Consider the following 18,476-nt stretch of genomic DNA (forward strand, 5'->3'; position numbering starts at 1 on the left):
TTCATCCTTCTATCATCCAGAACCGCCCCTCAACGCCGGTCAGGACCGGAGGTTGCACGATCGTTTCCCGAAGGTCACGGCACCGCGCGGCCGGATCGGTCAGTCGCCGCCCGCATCCGGGATCGCCAGGATATGGCCGCAGGCCTTGCAATGGACGGCATCCGGCTCGTGTCGCTCCAGCGCGCAGGCCGGGCAGCGGAAGAACACCTTGTAGGGCCGGAACACGGTCTGCGCGAGGCGCACGAAAAGCGAGATGCCGACGATCATGATCACGACGGAGGTGAGCTTGCCCGCCGGTCCCGGCAGCGTCACGTCGCCGAAGCCCGTGGTCGTCATCGTCGCGACGGTGAAGTAGAGGGCGTCAATATAGCCTTCGATGCCCGACCCCTCCCGCACGAAGGCCGTGTAGATGAACCCCGTCGCCAGGAACAGGCAGGTCAGGAGGTTGATCACCGCCCGCCCCGCCTCCTCCCACTTCTGCCAGCCCCGCCGACGCAGGGGCCGCCACAGGACGTCCTTGCGCGACAGGGTCCAGAGCCGAAGGATGCGCAGGAAGCCGACGTTGAAGAACATCGCCGGCAGAAGGAGCGTCAGTAGGATCAGGGCGTCCACCCAGATCACCGGCCGCCGCGCCCACGCCTTGAGGCTCGGTGCGGCCAGCGCGCGCGCCGAAAAGTCGAGAAGCAGCAGCGCCGCCAGCGAATAGTCGAGCCAGAGGAAGTAGCGCTTCTCCTCCAGCACCGGCGCCATCACGAAGAAGGCGATGACCACGAGGTCGACGATCGCGATCCATCCCTGGAAGCGAACCGCCGTCGGGTGGTCGGCATGGTAGAGGAAATCGAGCCGCCGCCGGAAGCGCTGGAAGCGCCCGGACGGCGGATCGGGGTCGAGGCGGGGCGGGGCGGCAGCGTCCATCCTGCCAAGATGGAACGGGGCCGCCCGGCGGGCCAGTGGTCGAGGCCCGCCTATCCGCCGGGAGCGTCAGGCCGCCTCGAGGCTTTCCAGGATGACGTTCTCGTTGGTGTAGATGCAGATTTCCGCCGCGATGCGCATGGAGCGCCGCGCGATCTCCTCGGCCGAAAGCTCGGTTTCGGCGAGCGCGCGGGCCGCCGCCAGCGCGTAATTGCCGCCCGAGCCGATCGCGATCACGCCGTTCTCCGGCTCGAGCACGTCGCCGTTGCCGGTCAGCGTCAGCGTCACCCGCGCGTCGGCTACGATCATCATCGCCTCCAAGCGGCGCAGATACCGGTCGGTGCGCCAATCCTTGGCCAGTTCCACGCAGGCGCGCATCAGCTGGTCGGGATACTGCTCGAGCTTGGCCTCCAGCCGCTCCAGAAGCGTGAACGCGTCCGCCGTCGCGCCCGCGAAGCCGGCAATGACCTTGCCCTCCTTGCCGATGCGTCGCACCTTGCGGGCGTTGCCCTTCATCACCGTGTTGCCGAGCGACACCTGCCCGTCGCCCGCCACCACCACCTTGCCGCCCTTGCGCACCGTGACGATCGTCGTCCCGTACATCTTCGCCGGGTCGTGCTGGTCCATCATTCTCGTTTCGTCCTTGTTCGTTCCGCGTCCCATATGGGAGCGCCGGGGCCGTGCCAACAAGGGCGCCGCGCATGGGCTGGCGGGGCTGCCGCCCCGATCCCCGCTCGGGAAGGAATTCCCGAACCCTTCTTTTCTCCTGGGACTTTTCCGAGATGAAAGAGGGCCGCTGGCCCTCTTTCATCTCGGACGCATCTCAACAGATGAGGGGTCCAGGGGAAATCATTTCCCCTGGCGGGGCCGGGGGCAGTGCCCCCGTCTTCCCCACGCATGCCTGTTGGTTGGCTCCGCCCGCTCGCTTCTGTATGAAGCGGCGGAACGATCGAGGATGGACGGGCGATGGGCGAGACGGCGGGACGGCGGGATGCGTCGGTGGACCGGGCGACGAAGGAGACGCAGATCCGGGTCCGCGTCGACCTGGACGGCCAGGGCCGGGCGGACGTCGCGACCGGCGTCGGCTTCTTCGACCACATGCTGGACCATCTGGCGCGCCATTCCTTGATCGACATCCGCGCCGAGGCCAAGGGCGACTATCACATCGACGACCACCACACGGTGGAGGATGTCGGCATCGCGCTCGGCCAGGCGATCCGCAAGGCCATGGGCGAGCGGCGGGGCATCCGGCGCTATGCCTCGCTGGATCTTGCCATGGACGAGTGCCTGACGCGCGCGGCGGTCGACGTCTCGGGCCGGCCGTTCCTGGTGTTCCGGACTGAGTTTCCGACCGAGAAGATCGGCACGTTCGACACGCAGCTGGTGCGCGAGTTCTTCCAGGCCTTCGCGATCAACGCGGGCCTGACGCTGCACATCGAGACGATCTACGGCGACAACTCGCACCACATCGCGGAGACCTGCTTCAAGGCGGTGGCGCGGGTGCTCGGCGAGGCGCTGTCGATCGATCCGCGGCAGGCCGACCTCGTGCCCTCCACCAAGGGCATGCTGGCGTGAGGCGATACCGCATCTTCGAGCCGCCGGGCGCTGAAGGGCGAACGGAGAGCGCGCGGTTCCTGCGCGACGGGTTCCGGCCCTTCGCTGTGGTCCTCCCGAGCCTCTGGTTGCTCGGGCATCGCCTGTATCTGGCGGCCGTCGCGGTGTTCCTCGTCGATATCCTCGTGATGGTGGCGGCGCCGAGCGACGACCTGCCGGCGGCGGCCCTCCTGTCGCTGCTCCTCGGCCTTGGGGTGGCGCTGGAAGGCCCATCGCTGGTGGTCCGCCGGCTCGCCCGGCGCGGCTGGCGGGATGCCGGCGCGGTGTGGGCGCGCGACGCAATCGACGCCGAGTTGCTTTATTACGCAGGCGAAACGACCGAGATGCCGAAGGCTAAACCTCTCATCGACCGGTCGGGCGAGCCGCGTTCGCCGCTGCGTCCGGGCCCCTCCCTGTTCGACCTCAGGAGCGCATGACGATGCCAAGCGTCGCCATCATCGACTACGGCTCCGGCAATTTGCGATCGGCCGCCAAGGCCTTCGAGCGTGCGGCGCGCGAAGCGGGCGACGACAGCCGTATCCTGGTGACGGACGATCCCTCGGCCATCCGCGCGGCCGATCGTCTGGTGCTGCCGGGCGTCGGCGCTTTTGCCGACTGCCGGCGCGGCCTCGATGCGGCACCGGGCCTTCTGGAGGCTTTGCGCGAGGGCGTTGAGCAGCGCGGCCGCCCGTTCCTCGGCATCTGCGTCGGCATGCAGCTCATGGCCGAGCGCGGGCTGGAGAAGACGATCACCGACGGCCTCGACTGGATCGGCGGCGACGTCGAGCCGATCGTGCCGAGCAATCCGTCGCTGAGGATCCCGCAGATGGGCTGGAACACGATTCACGTGAAACACGCCCACCCGCTCCTCCACGGTATCGAGACCGGCGAGACCGGCCTCCACGCCTATTTCGTCCACTCCTACCATCTGGTGGCGCGCCGGCCCGACGAGGTGCTGGCGACCGCCGACTACGGCGGCCCGGTGACGGCGATCGTCGCCAGCGGCAACAAGGCCGGCACCCAGTTCCACCCCGAAAAGAGCCAGACGCTCGGTCTGTCCCTGATCGCCAACTTCCTGCGCTGGAAGCCCTGATGCCCATCCTCTTTCCCGCGATCGACCTCAAGGACGGCGAGTGCGTGCGCCTGAAGCTCGGGCTGATGGATGAGGCGACCGTCTACAACGCCGATCCGGCCGCCCAGGCGCGGGCGTTCCGAACCCAGGGCTTCACGCATCTCCACGTCGTCGATCTCAACGGCGCTTTCGAGGGCCGGGCGGTGAACGCCGCGGCGGTCGAGGCGATCGTGGCAGCGGTGGGCGGGGACATGAAGGTGCAGCTCGGCGGCGGTATCCGCACGCTCGCCGACGTGGAGCGCTGGCTCGGCGCGGGTCTTGCGCGCGTCATCCTTGGCACGGTTGCCGTGCGCGATCCCGCGCTGGTGCGCGAGGCCGCCCGGCGCTTTCCGGGAAAGGTCGCGGTCGGCATCGATGCCAAGGGCGGCAAGGTCGCGGTCGAGGGCTGGGCCGAATCGTCCGAGCTCACCGTCGAGGACATGGCCCGCCGCTTCGAGGACGCCGGCGTCTCGGCGATCATCTACACCGACATCGACCGCGACGGCATCCTCGCCGGCATCAACTGGGACGCGACCATCGCGCTCGCCAAGGCCGTGCGCATTCCCGTGATCGCCTCCGGGGGCCTTGCCTCCATGGCCGACATCGAGCGCCTCGCCGCGCCTGAGGCCGCGCTTCTGGAAGGCGCCATCTCGGGCCGCGCCCTCTATGACGGGCGTATCGATCCGGCGGAGGCGTTGGCGCGCCTGCGCGGTTGATGTTTCACGTGAGTCAGCCGGCGAGCCTTTGCAGGGTGCCCGCGCGGGACTAGATTGACCGCATGAACATCCAAGTGCCGACCATCCGAACCGCGGACGACTTCCTGCGGGCCTTCGAGGGGCTCGACGGCAAGCGTGAGTTCGTTCGCGGAAAGGTGGTCGACATGACGATCAACGTCTCGCGCAACCACGCGAAGCTGACGACGGCGCTCACGGTCTTCCTTGCGCGCGGCCTCGATCCCGACCGCTACGAGGTCGGCGCCGCAGACTTCGGCGTGCGCACGCCCGACGGGGTCCGCTTCCCCGATGTCTATGTCGACCAGACGGGCGGCAACGGGCACGATCTCGTCGCCCACGCGCCGGTCCTCGTCGCCGAAATCCTGTCGCCCTCGTCCATGGCGCGCGACTTCGGCGAGAAGGTCCGCGACTACACCGCCCTCCCCTCGCTTCGGCACTACCTCGTCCTGTCGCAGGACGAGCCCCGCGTCTGGCTCTGGGCGCGGGGCGAGGACGGGACGTTCGGCTCGCCCGAGATGATCGTCGGGCGCGAGGAGAGCGTGGCGCTCGCGGGCTTCGGCCTGGCGCTGCCCCTTGCGGACCTTTATCGCGGCATCGCATAAGCGCGGAACACCGGCTCCTGCCCGCCGGACGCGGAACGGAGACGGCTTCGAAGTGACCCTCAAGGCGCGCATCATTCCCTGCCTCGACGTCAAGGACGGTCGCGTGGTCAAGGGCGTCAACTTCGAAGGCCTCGTCGACGCGGGCGATCCGGTGGAGGCCGCGCGCGCCTACGACGCGGCGGGCGCCGACGAGCTCTGCTTCCTCGATATCACCGCCTCCTCCGATAACCGCGAGACCATCTTCGACGTCGTCGCCCGCACCGCCGAGGCCTGCTTCATGCCGGTGACGGTCGGGGGCGGCGTGCGCGAGGTCGCCGATATCCGTAGGCTGCTGCTTGCGGGCGCCGACAAGGTGTCGATCAACACGGCCGCCGTGAAGCGTCCGGAGTTCGTCGCCGAGGCCGCCGACAAGTTCGGCAACCAGTGCATCGTGGTCGCGATCGACGCCAAGCGCGTCTCGGCCGACGGCGAGGCGGGCCGCTGGGAGATCTTCACCCATGGCGGGCGACAGGCGACGGGCATCGATGCCGTCGAGTTCGCGCGGCGCGTCGTGGCGCTCGGCGCAGGCGAGATCCTTCTCACCTCGATGGACCGCGACGGCACCAAGGCGGGTTTCGATCTCGGCCTGACGCGCGCGGTCGCCGACGCGGTCGCCGTCCCGGTGATCGCGAGCGGCGGCGTCGGCACGCTCGACCATCTCGTGGCCGGCGTGCGCGAGGGCGGCGCGACGGCGGTGCTCGCCGCCTCGATCTTCCATTTCGGCACGCACACGATCGGCGAGGCCAAGCGCCACATGGCGGCTGCCGGTATCCCGATGCGGCTCGACGGCGCCTCGACGCCCGCCCCCCTTCCCGTCGCTTCCTGAAAGGCGCTGCGATGTTCGACCTGACCCGGCTCGAAGCGATCGTCGCCGAGCGCGCCGCCTCCCCCGATCCCGACTCCTACACCGCCAAGCTCGCGCGGCGCGGCGTGGGCAAGGTCGCGCAGAAGGTCGGCGAGGAGGCGGTGGAGACCGTGATCGCGGCGCTGTCGGAGGACGACAAGGCGCTGACCGGCGAGGCGGCGGACCTTCTCTACCATCTCCTCGTGCTCCTTCACCTGCGCGGCGTTCCGCTCGCCGACGTCATGGCCGAGCTCCAGTCGCGCACCGCGCGCACGGGGCTTGCCGAAAAGGCCGCACGGACGCATGAGGGCTGAGGCGGCGGCGATGGACCAGCTGGTGCCCGCGACCCTGTCGCCCTATCACTTCTTCTCCGCGGCCGAATGGGCGACGTTCCGTGGCCGCGAGGCGCTGACGCTGACGGCCGACGAGGTGCGTCGCCTGCGCTCGCTCGGCGACACGATCGACCTCGACGAGGTGGAGCGCATCTACCTCGCCGTATCGCGCCTCCTCTACTCGCACGTCGAATCCAGCCAGGCGCTGTTTCGCCAGCGCAAGCGCTTCCTGCGCGGCTCGACCCAGGTCAAGACGCCCTTCATCATCGGCATCGCCGGCTCGGTCGCGGCCGGCAAGTCGACGACCGCCCGTATCCTGAAGGAGCTTCTGGCGCGCTGGCCGGGCACGCCGAAGGTCGACCTCGTGACCACCGACGGCTTCCTCTACCCGAACGCGGTCCTCGAGCGCGACGGGCTGATGCAGCGCAAGGGCTTCCCCGAGAGCTACGACGTATCAGCGATCCTGCGCTTCCTGTCGGCGATCAAGGCGGGCGCGCGCCACGTGACCGCGCCCGTCTACTCGCACTTCTTCTACGACGTTCTGGAGGGCGACCGGATCGAGGTGGATCAGCCCGACATCCTGATCTTCGAGGGCCTCAACGTCCTCCAGACCCGCGAGATGCCGCGCGACGGCAAGTTCGTGCCTTTCGTCTCCGACTTCTTCGACCACTCGATCTATATCGACGCCGACGAGCGGGACCTCCACCGCTGGTACATCTCGCGCTTCATGCGCCTGCGCGAGACGGCCTTCCGCGAGGAGACCTCGTTCTTCCATCGCTACTCGAAGATCTCGGAAGCCGAGGCGCTGGAGGTCGCCGAGCGGCTCTGGGCCACGATCAACGCGAAGAACCTCTACGAGAACATTCTGCCGACGCGCCCGCGTGCCGACCTCATCCTGCGCAAGGGCGGCGACCACCTCGTGGAAGAGGTGGCGCTGCGCAAGATCTGACGGGCGCTCCGGCGCGCCCCGGCCGGAGTGCAGAACCCGGGCGTCTGGCCCTTGGCATGACGCTGGGACAAACGACGTGAGTTGACATTCAAATCAACTCAGCCCAACTCCCGGCCCGGCTTCGAACAGGGACGTGGGAACGCCGATGACGATCGACCTCAACCGACGCGAATGGATGATGGGGCTTGCGGCCCTCGGCCTGGCCTCCGCAACGCGCGGCGCGCTCGCCGCCGACGGCGACCTCCTCCGGTTCGGGGCGCCCGAACCCTTCTCGTTCGACACGCTGGTGGAGCGGGCGCGGGCGCTGGCTGCAAGCCCCTACGTTCCGGAAGTGCCGCGCTCGGCCGATGTCCTCGAGCGCATCGACTTCGACCAGCACTGGCGCATCCAGTACAAGAAGAGCGAGACGCTGGAGCTGAACGACGGCAAGGCGCCGATCCGCTTCTTCCATCTCGGGCGCTACTTCAAGCTGCCGGTCGGCATCCACGTCGTCGAGAACGGCGAGGCGCGCACACTGCGCTACGACCCCAACCTCTTCACGATCCCGTCGGACTCGCCCGCCAAGGAGCTTCCGGACGACATCGGCTTTGCGGGCTTCCGCGTGCTCGAGCCTGGCTCGGACGCCGACTGGCTGGCCTTCCTCGGCGCCGCCTATTTCCGCACGTCGGGCGAGGACAACCAGTTCGGCATGTCGGCCCGCGCGCTCGCGATCGACGTCGCCATGCCGACGCCGGAGGAGTTTCCGCGCTTCACAGACTTCTTCCTCGAGCCCTCGGCCGACGGCCGGCTCGTCATCACATGCCTTCTCAACTCCCCCCGCGTCGCCGGTGTCCTGCGCATGGACATCAAGAAGGGCGGGCCGATCGTCATGGACATCCAGTCGCGCTACTTCGCGCGCGACGACATCGAGCGCTTCGGCATCGCCGCCCTCACCTCGATGTACTGGTATTCCGAGACCGACAAGCAGCGCCGCATCGACTGGCGGCCGGAAGTCCACGATTCCGACGGCCTCGCGATGTGGACGGGCGCGGGCGAGCGCATCTGGCGCCCGCTCAACAACCCGCCGCGCGTGATGACGTCGAGCTTCTCCGACCAAGGGCCCCGCGGCTTCGGCCTCCTCCAGCGCGACCGCGACTTCGCCAACTACGAGGACGACGGCGTCTTCTACGAGAAGCGCGCCTGCGTCTGGGTCGAGCCGAAGGGCGACTGGGGCGCCGGCATGGTGCAGCTCGTCGAGATCCCGACCGACGACGAGATCCACGACAACATCGCCGCCTACTGGCTGTCCGCCAAGCCCGTGCGCAAAGGCGACGCGATCACCCTCGACTACGTCCTGCACTGGTCGAACCGCGAGCCCTTCCCCGGCGACGTCGGCAAGGTCGTGGCGACGCGCCTCGGGCGCGGCGGCATCGCCGGCCAGCCGCGGCCGGCGGGCGTCACCAAGATCGTGGTGGACTTCGACGGCGGGCTCGTCGCCGCGCTCGACCGCGAGGCCAAGGGCGTCGAGGCGATCGCCACCGCCTCGCGCGGCACGGTCGGCAAGGTCGACTGCTACTCGGTCAAGGTCGGCACCGCCTGGCGCGTTACCTTCGACCTCACGGCCGAGGGCAGCGATCCGGTGGAGCTGCGCCTCTACATGCGCCAGGGCGACACGGTGCTGACGGAGACCTGGGCCTACCAGTTCCTGCCGGCCTCGATGGGCGCCTGACGCCCGCCCGAACGATGCTCAGGGCCGCGTCACCCGCCTGAGGGTGAGGTTGATGCGGCCCTCGCCCTTCAGAAGCGTCGAGGTGCCGGGATCGATCCGGTCGACGCCGTGAAACAGGAGACGGCTCGCTCCCCCCATGACCAGCACGTCGCCCGACCGCAGCCGCAGCGAGCGCGTCGGCCCGCCGCGGGGCGACCCGCCGAAGCGGAAGACACCGTCGTCGCCGAGCGAGACCGAGACGACGGGCGCCTCGAGGTCGTCCTCGTCCTTGTCCTGGTGCATCCCGAGCCGCGCTGCCGGATCGTAGAAGTTGACGAGACAGGCTTCGGGCGGATGGGGATAGCCGCCAAGCTCGTGCCAGAGGGCAAGAAGCAGCGGCGGGATCGCCGGCCAGGGCCGGCCGGTCTCGGGATGCAGCGGCTGGTAGCGATAGCCCGTCCGGTCGGACACCCAGCCCAGCGATCCGCAATTCGTCATCCGCACCGAAAAGGGACGGCCGGTGCCGGGCATCGCCGGGCGATAGAGGGGCGCAGCAGTGGCGACCGCCCGCACGGCGGCCAGGAGCGCGGCCTGCGCCGATCCGTCGAGCCGCCCGGGATGGTGCTCGAGGCCGGGCGGCAGGGCGCCCGGCACCGTCACGACAGGTAGCCGAGCTGGGCAGCGAGCGCCACGGCGTGGGTGCGGTTGGAGGCGTCGAGCTTGCGCGTCGCCGACGTCAGGTACTGCGAGATCGTGTGCTCGGAGAGCTTCAGGATCGTGCCGATCTCGGACGAGGTCTTGCCGAGCATGGCCAGCTTCAGGCAGTCGCGCTCGCGCCCCGTCAGCGGGTTGTTGCGGCGGTTTTCCTCGTAGCGGCAGGCGGCGAGCACCCCGAAGGCGGCAAAGGCTAGAAGCTGCAGCCCGTCGGCGTCGGCCTCCGCGATCGCCGGCCCGCGTCCCGATACGGCCAGGACCCCGGTGAAGCCGGAAATGCCGTGCACCGGGCAGTAGGCCCCCGACAGGCACCCGTGCGCGGCGAGGAATCGGCCCTGCGGCGGCGAGCCGTCGGGATCGTCCGGGTCGAAGCCGTAGACGAACTCGGCGTCCCAGACGAAGGGCAGCGAGCCGCCGACGAGCGCGCGCACCACCGGCGAGAAGCGATGAAGGCCCTGGCGCTCGAAGCCGATGCGGAACTCGTCCTCCCAGTTCGACAGGAGGGGGCGCAGTTCGGCGCCGGCCTCGTCGGTCGAGGGGATGGTCATCATGGCGAAGCGGTCGAAGCCGCTCGCGGCCACGATCTCGCCGACCGCCGTCTTCAACGCCTGTTCGGTCCACGGCCGCTCCAGGCGGCCGACGAGGCTGGCCTCCGGGCGCCTCATGCGGCGCGACGGGACGAGGCGGCGATCGGGCGGACGCGGATCCGGGATCCTGTCATGGCGATCCTTTCCAAGGACGGGGCGCGTTCGGCCGGGTCAGGATGGCGATTCGCGGGGGCTCGAGCGAACCTGCGTAATCTATCCTACCGCGAAGCGCCGATGAAACGACCCTGCCTCCGGTTGTTTTTCGCGAGCCCCGCCTGCAACTGGGATGCGCCCCTCTGGCGGGCGGCGCGGCGCATTCCCATGTCGGGTGGGCGCCAAGCCCCCGGCATCCGGCCGGGGACCGCAATCGATCCGAGACTCTTTCCGTCCATGACCGACTTTTCCCCTCGCGAGATAGTGTCCGAGCTGGACCGCCACATCATCGGCCAGAAGGATGCCAAGCGCGCCGTGGCCGTGGCCTTGCGCAACCGCTGGCGCCGCCAGCAGCTCGACGGGTCGCTCCGCGAGGAGGTGAGCCCGAAGAACATCCTGATGATCGGGCCGACCGGCGTCGGCAAGACCGAAATCTCGCGCCGCCTCGCCAAGCTCGCGGGCGCCCCCTTCATCAAGGTCGAGGCGACGAAGTTCACCGAGGTCGGCTATGTCGGGCGCGACGTCGAGCAGATCATCCGCGACCTCGTGGAAATCGGCATCGGCCTGACGCGCGACAAGAAGCGCGAGGAGGTCCGCGCCAAGGCCCATGCCGGCGCCGAGGACCGGGTACTTGACGCCCTCGTCGGCAAGACCGCCTCGCCGGCGACGCGCGATAGCTTCCGCAAGCGCCTGCGCGCAGGCGAGCTCGACGACAAGGAGATCGACGTCGAGGTGGCGGACACGTCCAACCCGATGGGCGGCATGGACATCCCCGGCATGCCCGGCGGCAATATCGGCGTCCTCAACCTGTCGGAGATGTTCGGCAAGGCGATGGGCGGGCGCACCAAGACGCGCCGCACCACGGTGAAGGACAGTTACGCCCTCCTCATCAACGAGGAGTCCGACAAGCTGCTCGACAACGAGGCGCTGGTGGCCGACGCGATCCGCGCGGTCGAGAACAACGGCATCGTCTTCCTCGACGAGATCGACAAGGTCGCCAACAACGGCGAGGCGCGCGGCGGGGCCGGCGTGTCCCGTGAGGGCGTGCAGCGCGACCTCCTGCCGCTCGTGGAAGGCACCACGGTCGCCACCAAGCACGGACAGGTGAAGACGGACCACATCCTCTTCATCGCGAGCGGCGCCTTCCACGTGTCGAAGCCCTCCGACCTCCTGCCGGAACTCCAGGGCCGCCTGCCGATCCGCGTCGAATTGAAGGCGCTCGACCGCGACGACTTCCGGCGCATCCTGACGGAGACCGAGGCCTCGCTCCTCAAGCAGTATGTCGCGCTCCTGAAGACCGAGAACGTCGACCTCGAGATCACCGACGACGCGGTGGACGCGATCGCCGACGTCGCGGTCGCGCTGAACGGCTCGGTCGAGAACATCGGCGCCCGCCGCCTGCAGACCGTGATGGAGCGCGTCCTCGACGACATCTCCTTCGAGGCGCCCGACCGCGGCGGCCAGAGCTACCGCGTCGACGGCGACTACGTGCGCCGGGTGCTCGACGGCATCGCCGGCAACGTCGACCTGTCGCGCTTCATCCTCTGACCGACAGCCCGGCGGCCTCTGCTCCTCGCGGCAGGCCGCCAGGCGTCCCGACGTCACCGGTCTCGCGTGTGGCGCCTGTCGCCTGTCCTTCAGAGGATATGGTAGACGTCCAACTATTCCGGCGGACGAGGCCGGCAATCGGGATGGACAGGGACGCAACCGGTGACGCTCGACACGGCCACGCTGTTTCTCGCCTCCGTCGCCATCGACCTCGTCATGTCCATCTACTTCTGGACGCTCTGGCTCGGCCAGCGCGACCGGACCATCCACCTGTGGCTCGCCCTGTCGACGACCAGCGCGACGCTCGGCTGCTTTCTCTACATGCTGCGCCAGCTGGTGCCCGACTGGGTCGCCGTCTGGGCCGCACAGGTCTTCTTCATCCAGGTCTTCGCCTTCCTGTGGGCCGGCGTGCGGCTCGTCCACGAGCGGCCGCGCCCTCTCGGACGGGTGTTCGCCGCCTCCGCGGTGTGGACGGCGGCCTGTCTCGTGCCGCCGCTGTTTGCCGCCGAGCAGCCGCGCAACGTCGTGGCGACGCTTCTCTTCGCCGTCTACTGCCTCGCCATGGCCTTCGAGATGCTGCGGGCGCGCCCGATGCCGAACCGCTGGCTGGCGGCGGCCCTCCTGCTTCTCCTTTCGGCGGCCTCGCTCGCGCTCACCCTCTACACCGCGATCCACGCCGAAGTGGTCACGCCCCTCCTCGCAAGGCAGCCCGTCGCGGCGCTCTGGCTGCTCCTCTACATGGTGATCTATCTCGTGCTCGTGCTGGCGGTGACGACGCTCGAACTCGGCAACGAGGCCGACCGGCACCGCACGGCCGCCTCCACGGACGGGCTCACCGGCCTTCTCAACCGCCGCGCCTTTCGCGAGCGGACCGAGCATCCCGAGTGTCTCGACCGGGGTGGCGCCGTCCTCGTGCTCGACATCGATCACTTCAAGCGCATCAACGACGAGTGGGGCCATGCGGGCGGAGACGATGCGCTCGTGCGCTTTTCCGCGGCGCTCAGCGCGGCGGTGGCCGAGTCGAAGGGGTTGGCGCGGGCTCCGATCCTCGCCCGCATGGGGGGCGAGGAGTTCGTTTGCCTCCTGCCCGGCGCCGACCGCCGGGACGCACATCGGGTGGGCGAGGCAATCCGCGCCGGGATCGAGGCGGACCGACGGGCTGGCCACCCCGCCGTGACCGTCAGCATCGGCCTCGCCTCGGCCGCGCCGGGGGAGCGCCGGTCGGTGGAGGATCTCCTGCGCAGCGCCGACCGCGCGCTCTATCGCGCCAAGAGCAACGGCCGCAACCGCCTCGAGGAGGAAGGACCGGCTGTCGGCGACGATGGGCGGGCGCCCGCCGCCGTCACCTATGCCTGAGAGGCGTCAGTCGACCTGGCGCACCGCGCCGCGCGCCGCGCTGGTGGTCATCGAGGCGTAGGCGCGCAGCGCCGTCGTGACCTTGCGCTTGCGCACCTCGGTCGGCTTCCAGGCCCTGGCCCCGCGCTCGGCCATCTCGCCGCGGCGGCGCGCGATCTCGGCGTCGTCGACCGCGAGGTGGATCGAGCGGTTCGGGATGTCGATCTCGATCGTGTCGCCCTCGTGGACGAGCGCGATCAGCCCGCCTTCCGCCGCTTCCGGCGAGACGTGGCCGATCGACAGGCCCGAGGAGCCGCCGGAGAAGCGCCCGTCGGTGACGAGGGCGCAGGCTTTGCCCAGGCCCTTCGACTTTAGGTAGCTCGTCGGATAGAGCATTTCCTGCATGCCGGGGCCGCCACGCGGGCCCTCGTAGCGGATGAGGACGATGTCGCCCGGATGCACCTCGTTCGAGAGGATCGCCTTCACGGACGCATCCTGGCTCTCGAAGACGCGCGCCTTGCCTGTGAACTTGAGGATGCTCTCGTCGACGCCTGCCGTCTTCACGATGCAGCCGTCCTCGGCGAGGTTGCCGAAAAGGACCGCGAGGCCGCCGTCCTGGCTGAAGGCGTGTTCGCGGTCGCGGATGACGCCGCCCGCGCGGTCGGTGTCGAGTTCCTTCCAGCGTGCGTTCTGGCTGAAGGCGACCTGGGTCGGCACGCCGCCGGGCGCCGCGCTGAAGAGCTTGAGCGCCCTCGGGTCCTTGCTGGTCGCGATGTCCCACTTGGCGATCGCCTCGCCCAACGTCACGGTATGGACGGTCGGCACGTCGAGGTTGAGAAGGCCCGCCCGGCCGAGTTCGCCGAGGATCGCCATGATGCCGCCGGCGCGGTGGACGTCCTCCATGTGCACGTCGGCCTTGGCCGGCGCGACCTTGGACAGGCACGGCACCTTGCGCGACATGCGGTCGATGTCGGCCATGGTGAAGTCGACCTCGGCCTCGTGCGCGGCGGCGAGGATGTGGAGGACGGTGTTGGTGGAGCCGCCCATCGCGATATCGAGCGCCATGGCGTTCTCGAAGGCAGCCTTCGTGGCGATGGTGCGCGGCAGGGCCGTCTCGTCTTCGCCCTCGTAATAGCGCTTGGCGAGCGCCACGATGCGCTGCCCGGCCTCGAGGAACAGGTCCTCGCGGTCGGCGTGGGTGGCGAGCGTCGAGCCGTTGCCTGGCAGCGACAGGCCGAGCGCTTCCGTCAGGCAGTTCATCGAATTGGCGGTGAACATGCCCGAGCACGAGCCGCAGGTCGGGCAGGCCGAGCGCTCGATCACCTGGACGTCCTCGTCCGACATGCGGTCGTCGGCAGCGGCCACCATGGCGTCGACGAGATCGAGCGCGTGGATCTTGCCGTCGCTGAGCTTGACCTTGCCGGCCTCCATCGGGCCGCCCGAGACGAAGACGACGGGGATGTTGAGGCGAAGCGCCGCCATCAGCATGCCCGGCGTGATCTTGTCGCAGTTGGAGATGCAGACCATGGCGTCGGCGCAGTGCGCGTTGACCATGTATTCGACCGAGTCCGCGATGATCTCGCGCGAGGGCAGCGAATAGAGCATGCCGTCGTGGCCCATCGCGATGCCGTCGTCGACGGCGATCGTGTTGAACTCCTTGGCGACGCCGCCGGCCGCCTCGATCTCGCGCGCGACGAGCTGGCCTAGGTCCTTCAGGTGGACGTGGCCGGGCACGAACTGCGTGAAGGAGTTGACCACCGCGATGATCGGCTTGCCGAAATCCTCGTCCTTCATGCCGGTCGCGCGCCACAGGCCGCGGGCTCCGGCCATGTTGCGGCCATGCGTGGTGGTGCGGGAACGGTAATGGGGCATGGGATACCTGCCGATCTCTTGAGGCGTACCCGCCATTACACCTGTTTCGGCCGGAGACCAACAGGGACGGGCGAACAAAGGCGATAATCGTTCCAGACAAGCCGAAACGACGCCCGCGTCAAAAGGATGGCGGATGGCGAGCGCCGCCGGTTCAGGCGGCGCGGCGCGCGCCCGGCGTACTCGTCGCGACGTCGAAGGCACGCAGCCAGGCGCCGCCCGGTCCCGCCTCGAGGACGCTTCCCGAGGGCATGGCGACCCAGGCGTCGGGCTCCGAGCCGCAGGGCTCGGAGGCGATCATCACGCCGCCGGCGTCGTAGCGCGAATAGAGCGAGGGCGGCTGGCCGTCGCTCGCCCATCGGAAGGCGAACAGGCGATGGCCGTCGGTGTGGACGGCGGCAAAGCGCGTCGGCTCGGCGTCCGGGGCCTTCAATGCCTCGATCGCGGCGAGCGTGCGTGAGAAGGCGCCGGCCGGGTCGTCCTCGAGACCATGAGCCAAGGCGGCGAGAAACAGCGCTTCGGAATCGCAGGTGCCGGTACGCGCGGCATAGGCGGCGTCGGGGATCATGCCCTCGACCTGCCGGCGCACCCGGGCGTAGTCGCCGATCTGCCCGTTGTGCATGAAGAGGCGCTGCCCCAGCGCGAACGGGTGGCAGTTGGCGGTGGAGACCCCGCCCGAGGTCGCCGCGCGCACATGGGCGAGAAACAGGCCGGAGCGGATCTGCCGGCAGAGCGAGGCGAGGTTGGCGTCCGACCAGGCCGGCAGGACGCCGCGGTAGAGGCCGGGCTCCCGCCGCTCGCCGTACCAGCCGAGGCCGCAGCCGTCGCCGTTGACGACGGTGCGCGCCTCGCGCGCCTTGAGCGACTGGGAGACCAGCGATCCCTCCGGCCGGATCAGGAGGTCTTCCAGGAACAGCGGCGTTCCGAGATAGGCGAGAAGGCGGCACATGGGGCGGTCCTGGCAAGCGTTCGGCCGATGGAGGGTCGAAGGCTTGAGGTTTAAGCCACCATGCGTTCGCGAAGCTGGTCCTGGAACGCCATGGCGAAGCGCGCCGCGGCCGCCGCATGGATCGCGGTGGAATCGAAGCCCGGCACGGGCAGCGCGTCCGGGTCGAGCGAAAGGACGATCTCGGTGCAGCCGAGGATGACGCTGTCGGCACCCGCCGCCACCCCGCGCTCGACGATCGCGGTGAGTTCGCGCCGCGAGCTGTCGAGGACCCGGCCGGCGCACAGCTCCTCGAAGATCACGCGGTGCACGGTCTCGCGGTCGGCGGCCTGCGGCACCATCGGGCGGAAGCCGGTCGCCTTGTTCAGCCGGTCGGCGTAGAAGCCGTGTTCCATCGTGTAGCGGGTGGCCAGCAGGAGCGGGCGGCGTGCGCCCCGCGCCGCGAGCGCCGCGCCCGTTTCGGCGATGATGTCGATCAGCGGGATCGACACGGCGCCGGCGACCTCGGCCGAGACGAGATGCATCGTGTTGGTGCAGATGAGGACGCAGTCCGCGCCGGCCCGCTCGAGGCGCCGGGCGCTGTCGCCGAGCATAGCCGCGGCGAGATCCCACCGGCCGGCCGTCTGCAGCGCGACAACCTCGGAGAAATTCAGCGAGTGGAGGAGGATGTCGGCCGAATCCAGCGGGCCGCCCGCCTGTCGCACCGCCTCGTTGAGGAGGCGGTAGTAGACGGCGGTGGATTCCCAGCTCATGCCCCCGATCAGACCGATCCGCTTCATCCCGTATTCCCCCGCTCGTCCCGATGTCGATGGGGAAAGACTAGCGCCCCTGTCGTGCAATCGGCACGCTTAGTTCATGAACGGGTCGTAAAACGGTGCACACGAGATGCATGAAATCGACGTTTCGCGCATCCTGCTTGCGCACAGCGTTCGAACCGCGCATACCTTGCCCATGCTCGACGATCGCGACCGCCTCCTTCTCGACCTTCTTCAGGACGATGCCGACCGCCCGGTGCAGGAGCTGGCCGAGCGCGCCTCGCTGTCGGCCTCGGCCTGCTCGCGGCGCATCCAGCGCCTGCGCGACGAGGGCTACCTCAAGCGCCGCATCGCGCTGGTGGACCGCAAGCGCATCAACCTGCCGACCACCGTCTTCGTGATCGTGAAGACCTCTCGCCATTCCGGCACCTGGCTCGACGAGTTCCGCGCCGCGCTCGCCGCCATCCCCGAGATCGTCGAGGTGCACCGCCTCACCGGAAACTTCGACTACATCCTGAAGGTGGTGCTGCCGGACGTCGAGACCTACGACACGATCTACAAGCGGCTGGTGGCGCGCGTTGAACTGTTCGACGTGTCCGCCTACATCTCGATGGAGACCGTGAAGGCCGACGTCGCCCTGCCGACGCGCTACGCCTGACGGGCGATGTTTCACGTGAAGCAGCGGGCGCGGCAGTGCGCAGATGACCTGTGGTGCTTTGGTCGCACTCCGGTTGCAGCCGTATCCTGACCGTGAAAATCGCTTTCCGCGAGCCGGTCCGATGGGTTAGCGGATGGCTATGCCGTCCCTTGTCCAGCGGGTCATGGCCCGCAGCGCCCTTCTCCTCGCCCTCGCCTGCCTCGGCGCGCAGCCGTCGCTCGCCGACATCCGCGTGCCGCCCGGCAACCGTCACGCCGAGCAGCCGGACATCCCCGGCGGGTCGCGCTCGCGCACCAAGGCGACGCGGTCCTCCTTCAAGGCGAAATACGAGAAGATCCACGCGCTCCTTGCCGGGAACCGCAGCCTGCAGGACAAGATCCGCAAGGCCGCGCGCGCCTACGGCATCCGCCCGATCCACATCGCGGGCGCGCTGGTCGGCGAGCACACCTACAATGTCGACGCGATGGACCAGCTCCAGAGCTACTACGTGAAGGCGGCCTCCTACCTCAACGCCGGGGTCGACTTCGCCTATCGCGGCGAGAGCGTCGCCGACTTCGTGGCCCGTCCCGAGTTCCAGCCATGCGAGACTGCACGCGGCGACGCGCGGCTCTGGGCCTGCCGCGAGGCGGTGTTCGAGCGGCGCTTCCGCGGGCGGACGGTGGGCGGCACCAGCTTTCCCGACAACCGCTTCGGCGCGGTGTTCTTCCAGCCCTTCTACGCCGGCCAGACCTTCGGCCTCGGCCAGCTCAACCCGCTGACCGCCCTGTCGGTGTCGGACATGGTGCATCGCGTGTCCGGCTATGCCCCGCTCGACATGCGCGACGCCGGCGAGGTCTACGCCTCGATCATGGACCCCGACCGGACGCTCGCCTACATGGCCGCCGTGATCCGCGTCTCGATCGACGCCTACAGCGACATCGCGGGCTTCGATATCTCGGACAATCCGGGCGTCGTCGCGACGCTCTACAATGTCGGCGATCCGTTCGGGCGCGCCGAGAAGCTCGCGGCCGCCAACCGGGCGGGCGCCGGGCGCCTGCCGGAGGAGAACTATTACGGCTGGCTGGTGAACGAGAAGATCGCCGACCTCGAGGCGATCTTCCCCTGACGC

General features: G+C 69.2%; 20 protein-coding genes. 13 read left to right on the forward strand and 7 right to left on the reverse strand.

Features of this window, described 5'->3' with window-relative positions:
- Positions 1-99 precede the first annotated feature (99 nt).
- Together BM175_RS16775 and hslV are read right to left on the reverse strand one after the other, a co-directional pair.
- Positions 100-915, reverse strand: coding sequence for a potassium channel family protein (locus BM175_RS16775; protein WP_090965050.1), 816 nt, complete (start codon positions 913-915; stop codon positions 100-102).
- Between the two features lie 66 nt (positions 916-981).
- Positions 982-1,539, reverse strand: a complete 558-nt coding sequence (gene hslV / locus BM175_RS16780) for an ATP-dependent protease subunit HslV (protein WP_090965205.1) — start codon at positions 1,537-1,539, stop codon at positions 982-984.
- A gap of 339 nt (positions 1,540-1,878) precedes the next feature.
- Here hslV and hisB point away from each other — a divergent pair, with 339 nt between their 5' ends.
- The 9 genes from hisB to BM175_RS16825 all read left to right on the forward strand — a co-directional run bounded on the left by hisB (position 1,879) and on the right by BM175_RS16825 (position 8,824).
- Positions 1,879-2,487, forward strand: a complete 609-nt coding sequence (gene hisB, locus BM175_RS16785; RefSeq protein ID WP_090965052.1) for an imidazoleglycerol-phosphate dehydratase HisB — start codon at positions 1,879-1,881, stop codon at positions 2,485-2,487.
- Complete coding sequence (locus BM175_RS16790) at positions 2,484-2,942, forward strand: DUF2628 domain-containing protein (protein ID WP_175526887.1); 459 nt, start codon at positions 2,484-2,486, stop codon at positions 2,940-2,942. Before hisB ends, BM175_RS16790 begins: the two co-directional genes overlap by 4 nt.
- Positions 2,939-3,598: an imidazole glycerol phosphate synthase subunit HisH gene (gene hisH / locus BM175_RS16795; RefSeq protein WP_090965056.1), complete on the forward strand. Its 660-nt coding sequence runs from the start codon at positions 2,939-2,941 to the stop codon at positions 3,596-3,598. Before BM175_RS16790 ends, hisH begins: the two co-directional genes overlap by 4 nt.
- Positions 3,598-4,332, forward strand: a complete 735-nt coding sequence (hisA, locus tag BM175_RS16800) for a 1-(5-phosphoribosyl)-5-[(5-phosphoribosylamino)methylideneamino]imidazole-4-carboxamide isomerase (protein WP_090965057.1) — start codon at positions 3,598-3,600, stop codon at positions 4,330-4,332. The genes hisH and hisA overlap by 1 nt, the downstream gene beginning before the upstream one ends.
- 62 nt (positions 4,333-4,394) lie before the next feature.
- Entirely contained in the window at positions 4,395-4,952 is a 558-nt protein-coding gene (locus BM175_RS16805) for a Uma2 family endonuclease (RefSeq protein WP_090965059.1), read from the forward strand.
- Between the two features lie 52 nt (positions 4,953-5,004).
- A complete protein-coding gene (hisF, locus tag BM175_RS16810; RefSeq protein ID WP_090965061.1) occupies positions 5,005-5,817 on the forward strand; it encodes an imidazole glycerol phosphate synthase subunit HisF in 813 nt (270 codons plus the stop codon).
- A gap of 11 nt (positions 5,818-5,828) precedes the next feature.
- Positions 5,829-6,149: a phosphoribosyl-ATP diphosphatase gene (locus tag BM175_RS16815; protein WP_055886038.1), complete on the forward strand. Its 321-nt coding sequence runs from the start codon at positions 5,829-5,831 to the stop codon at positions 6,147-6,149.
- Positions 6,139-7,116: a type I pantothenate kinase gene (coaA, locus tag BM175_RS16820; RefSeq protein ID WP_090965063.1), complete on the forward strand. Its 978-nt coding sequence runs from the start codon at positions 6,139-6,141 to the stop codon at positions 7,114-7,116. The genes BM175_RS16815 and coaA overlap by 11 nt, the downstream gene beginning before the upstream one ends.
- A gap of 145 nt (positions 7,117-7,261) precedes the next feature.
- Positions 7,262-8,824, forward strand: a complete 1,563-nt coding sequence (locus tag BM175_RS16825; protein WP_090965065.1) for an OpgD/OpgG family glucan biosynthesis protein — start codon at positions 7,262-7,264, stop codon at positions 8,822-8,824.
- An 18-nt stretch (positions 8,825-8,842) separates the two neighbouring features.
- Here BM175_RS16825 and BM175_RS16830 read toward each other — a convergent pair whose 3' ends face one another.
- Both BM175_RS16830 and BM175_RS16835 read right to left on the reverse strand, forming a co-directional pair.
- The gene (locus tag BM175_RS16830) at positions 8,843-9,463 is read right to left on the reverse strand and encodes an alpha-ketoglutarate-dependent dioxygenase AlkB (RefSeq protein ID WP_090965067.1); all 621 of its coding nucleotides are present in this window, start codon (positions 9,461-9,463) and stop codon (positions 8,843-8,845) included.
- On the reverse strand, positions 9,460-10,182 hold the full coding sequence (locus BM175_RS16835; RefSeq protein WP_090965069.1) for a LuxR family transcriptional regulator: 723 nt from the start codon (positions 10,180-10,182) through the stop codon (positions 9,460-9,462). Before BM175_RS16835 ends, BM175_RS16830 begins: the two co-directional genes overlap by 4 nt.
- Before the next feature lie 312 nt (positions 10,183-10,494).
- On the opposite strand from BM175_RS16835, the gene hslU reads away from it, so the two are divergent.
- Both hslU and BM175_RS16845 read left to right on the forward strand, forming a co-directional pair.
- Positions 10,495-11,805 carry an ATP-dependent protease ATPase subunit HslU gene (gene hslU, locus BM175_RS16840; RefSeq protein WP_055886025.1) on the forward strand — a complete coding sequence of 437 codons (1,311 nt, stop codon included), beginning with the start codon at positions 10,495-10,497 and terminating at the stop codon, positions 11,803-11,805.
- Positions 11,806-11,967: 162 nt separating this feature from the next.
- A complete protein-coding gene (locus tag BM175_RS16845) occupies positions 11,968-13,161 on the forward strand; it encodes a GGDEF domain-containing protein (RefSeq protein ID WP_090965071.1) in 1,194 nt (397 codons plus the stop codon).
- Positions 13,162-13,167: 6 nt separating this feature from the next.
- On the opposite strand, the gene ilvD is transcribed toward BM175_RS16845, so the two are convergent.
- The 3 genes from ilvD to BM175_RS16860 form a co-directional block, all read right to left on the reverse strand.
- Positions 13,168-15,012 carry a dihydroxy-acid dehydratase gene (gene ilvD, locus BM175_RS16850; RefSeq protein WP_090965206.1) on the reverse strand — a complete coding sequence of 615 codons (1,845 nt, stop codon included), beginning with the start codon at positions 15,010-15,012 and terminating at the stop codon, positions 13,168-13,170.
- Positions 15,013-15,163: 151 nt separating this feature from the next.
- Complete coding sequence (locus BM175_RS16855; protein ID WP_090965073.1) at positions 15,164-15,958, reverse strand: class II glutamine amidotransferase; 795 nt, start codon at positions 15,956-15,958, stop codon at positions 15,164-15,166.
- Between the two features lie 50 nt (positions 15,959-16,008).
- A complete protein-coding gene (locus BM175_RS16860; RefSeq protein WP_090965075.1) occupies positions 16,009-16,734 on the reverse strand; it encodes an aspartate/glutamate racemase family protein in 726 nt (241 codons plus the stop codon).
- A gap of 172 nt (positions 16,735-16,906) precedes the next feature.
- Between BM175_RS16860 and BM175_RS16865 the strand changes: the two genes are divergently transcribed.
- Complete coding sequence (locus BM175_RS16865) at positions 16,907-17,368, forward strand: Lrp/AsnC family transcriptional regulator (protein WP_055886111.1); 462 nt, start codon at positions 16,907-16,909, stop codon at positions 17,366-17,368.
- A gap of 139 nt (positions 17,369-17,507) precedes the next feature.
- The gene (locus BM175_RS16870) at positions 17,508-18,473 is read left to right on the forward strand and encodes a DUF1402 family protein (protein ID WP_244546052.1); all 966 of its coding nucleotides are present in this window, start codon (positions 17,508-17,510) and stop codon (positions 18,471-18,473) included.
- The last annotated feature ends 3 nt before the right edge of the window (positions 18,474-18,476 follow it).

Source organism: Aureimonas phyllosphaerae, assembly GCF_900113065.1.
Classification (GTDB): Bacteria; Pseudomonadota; Alphaproteobacteria; order Rhizobiales; family Rhizobiaceae; genus Aureimonas; species Aureimonas phyllosphaerae.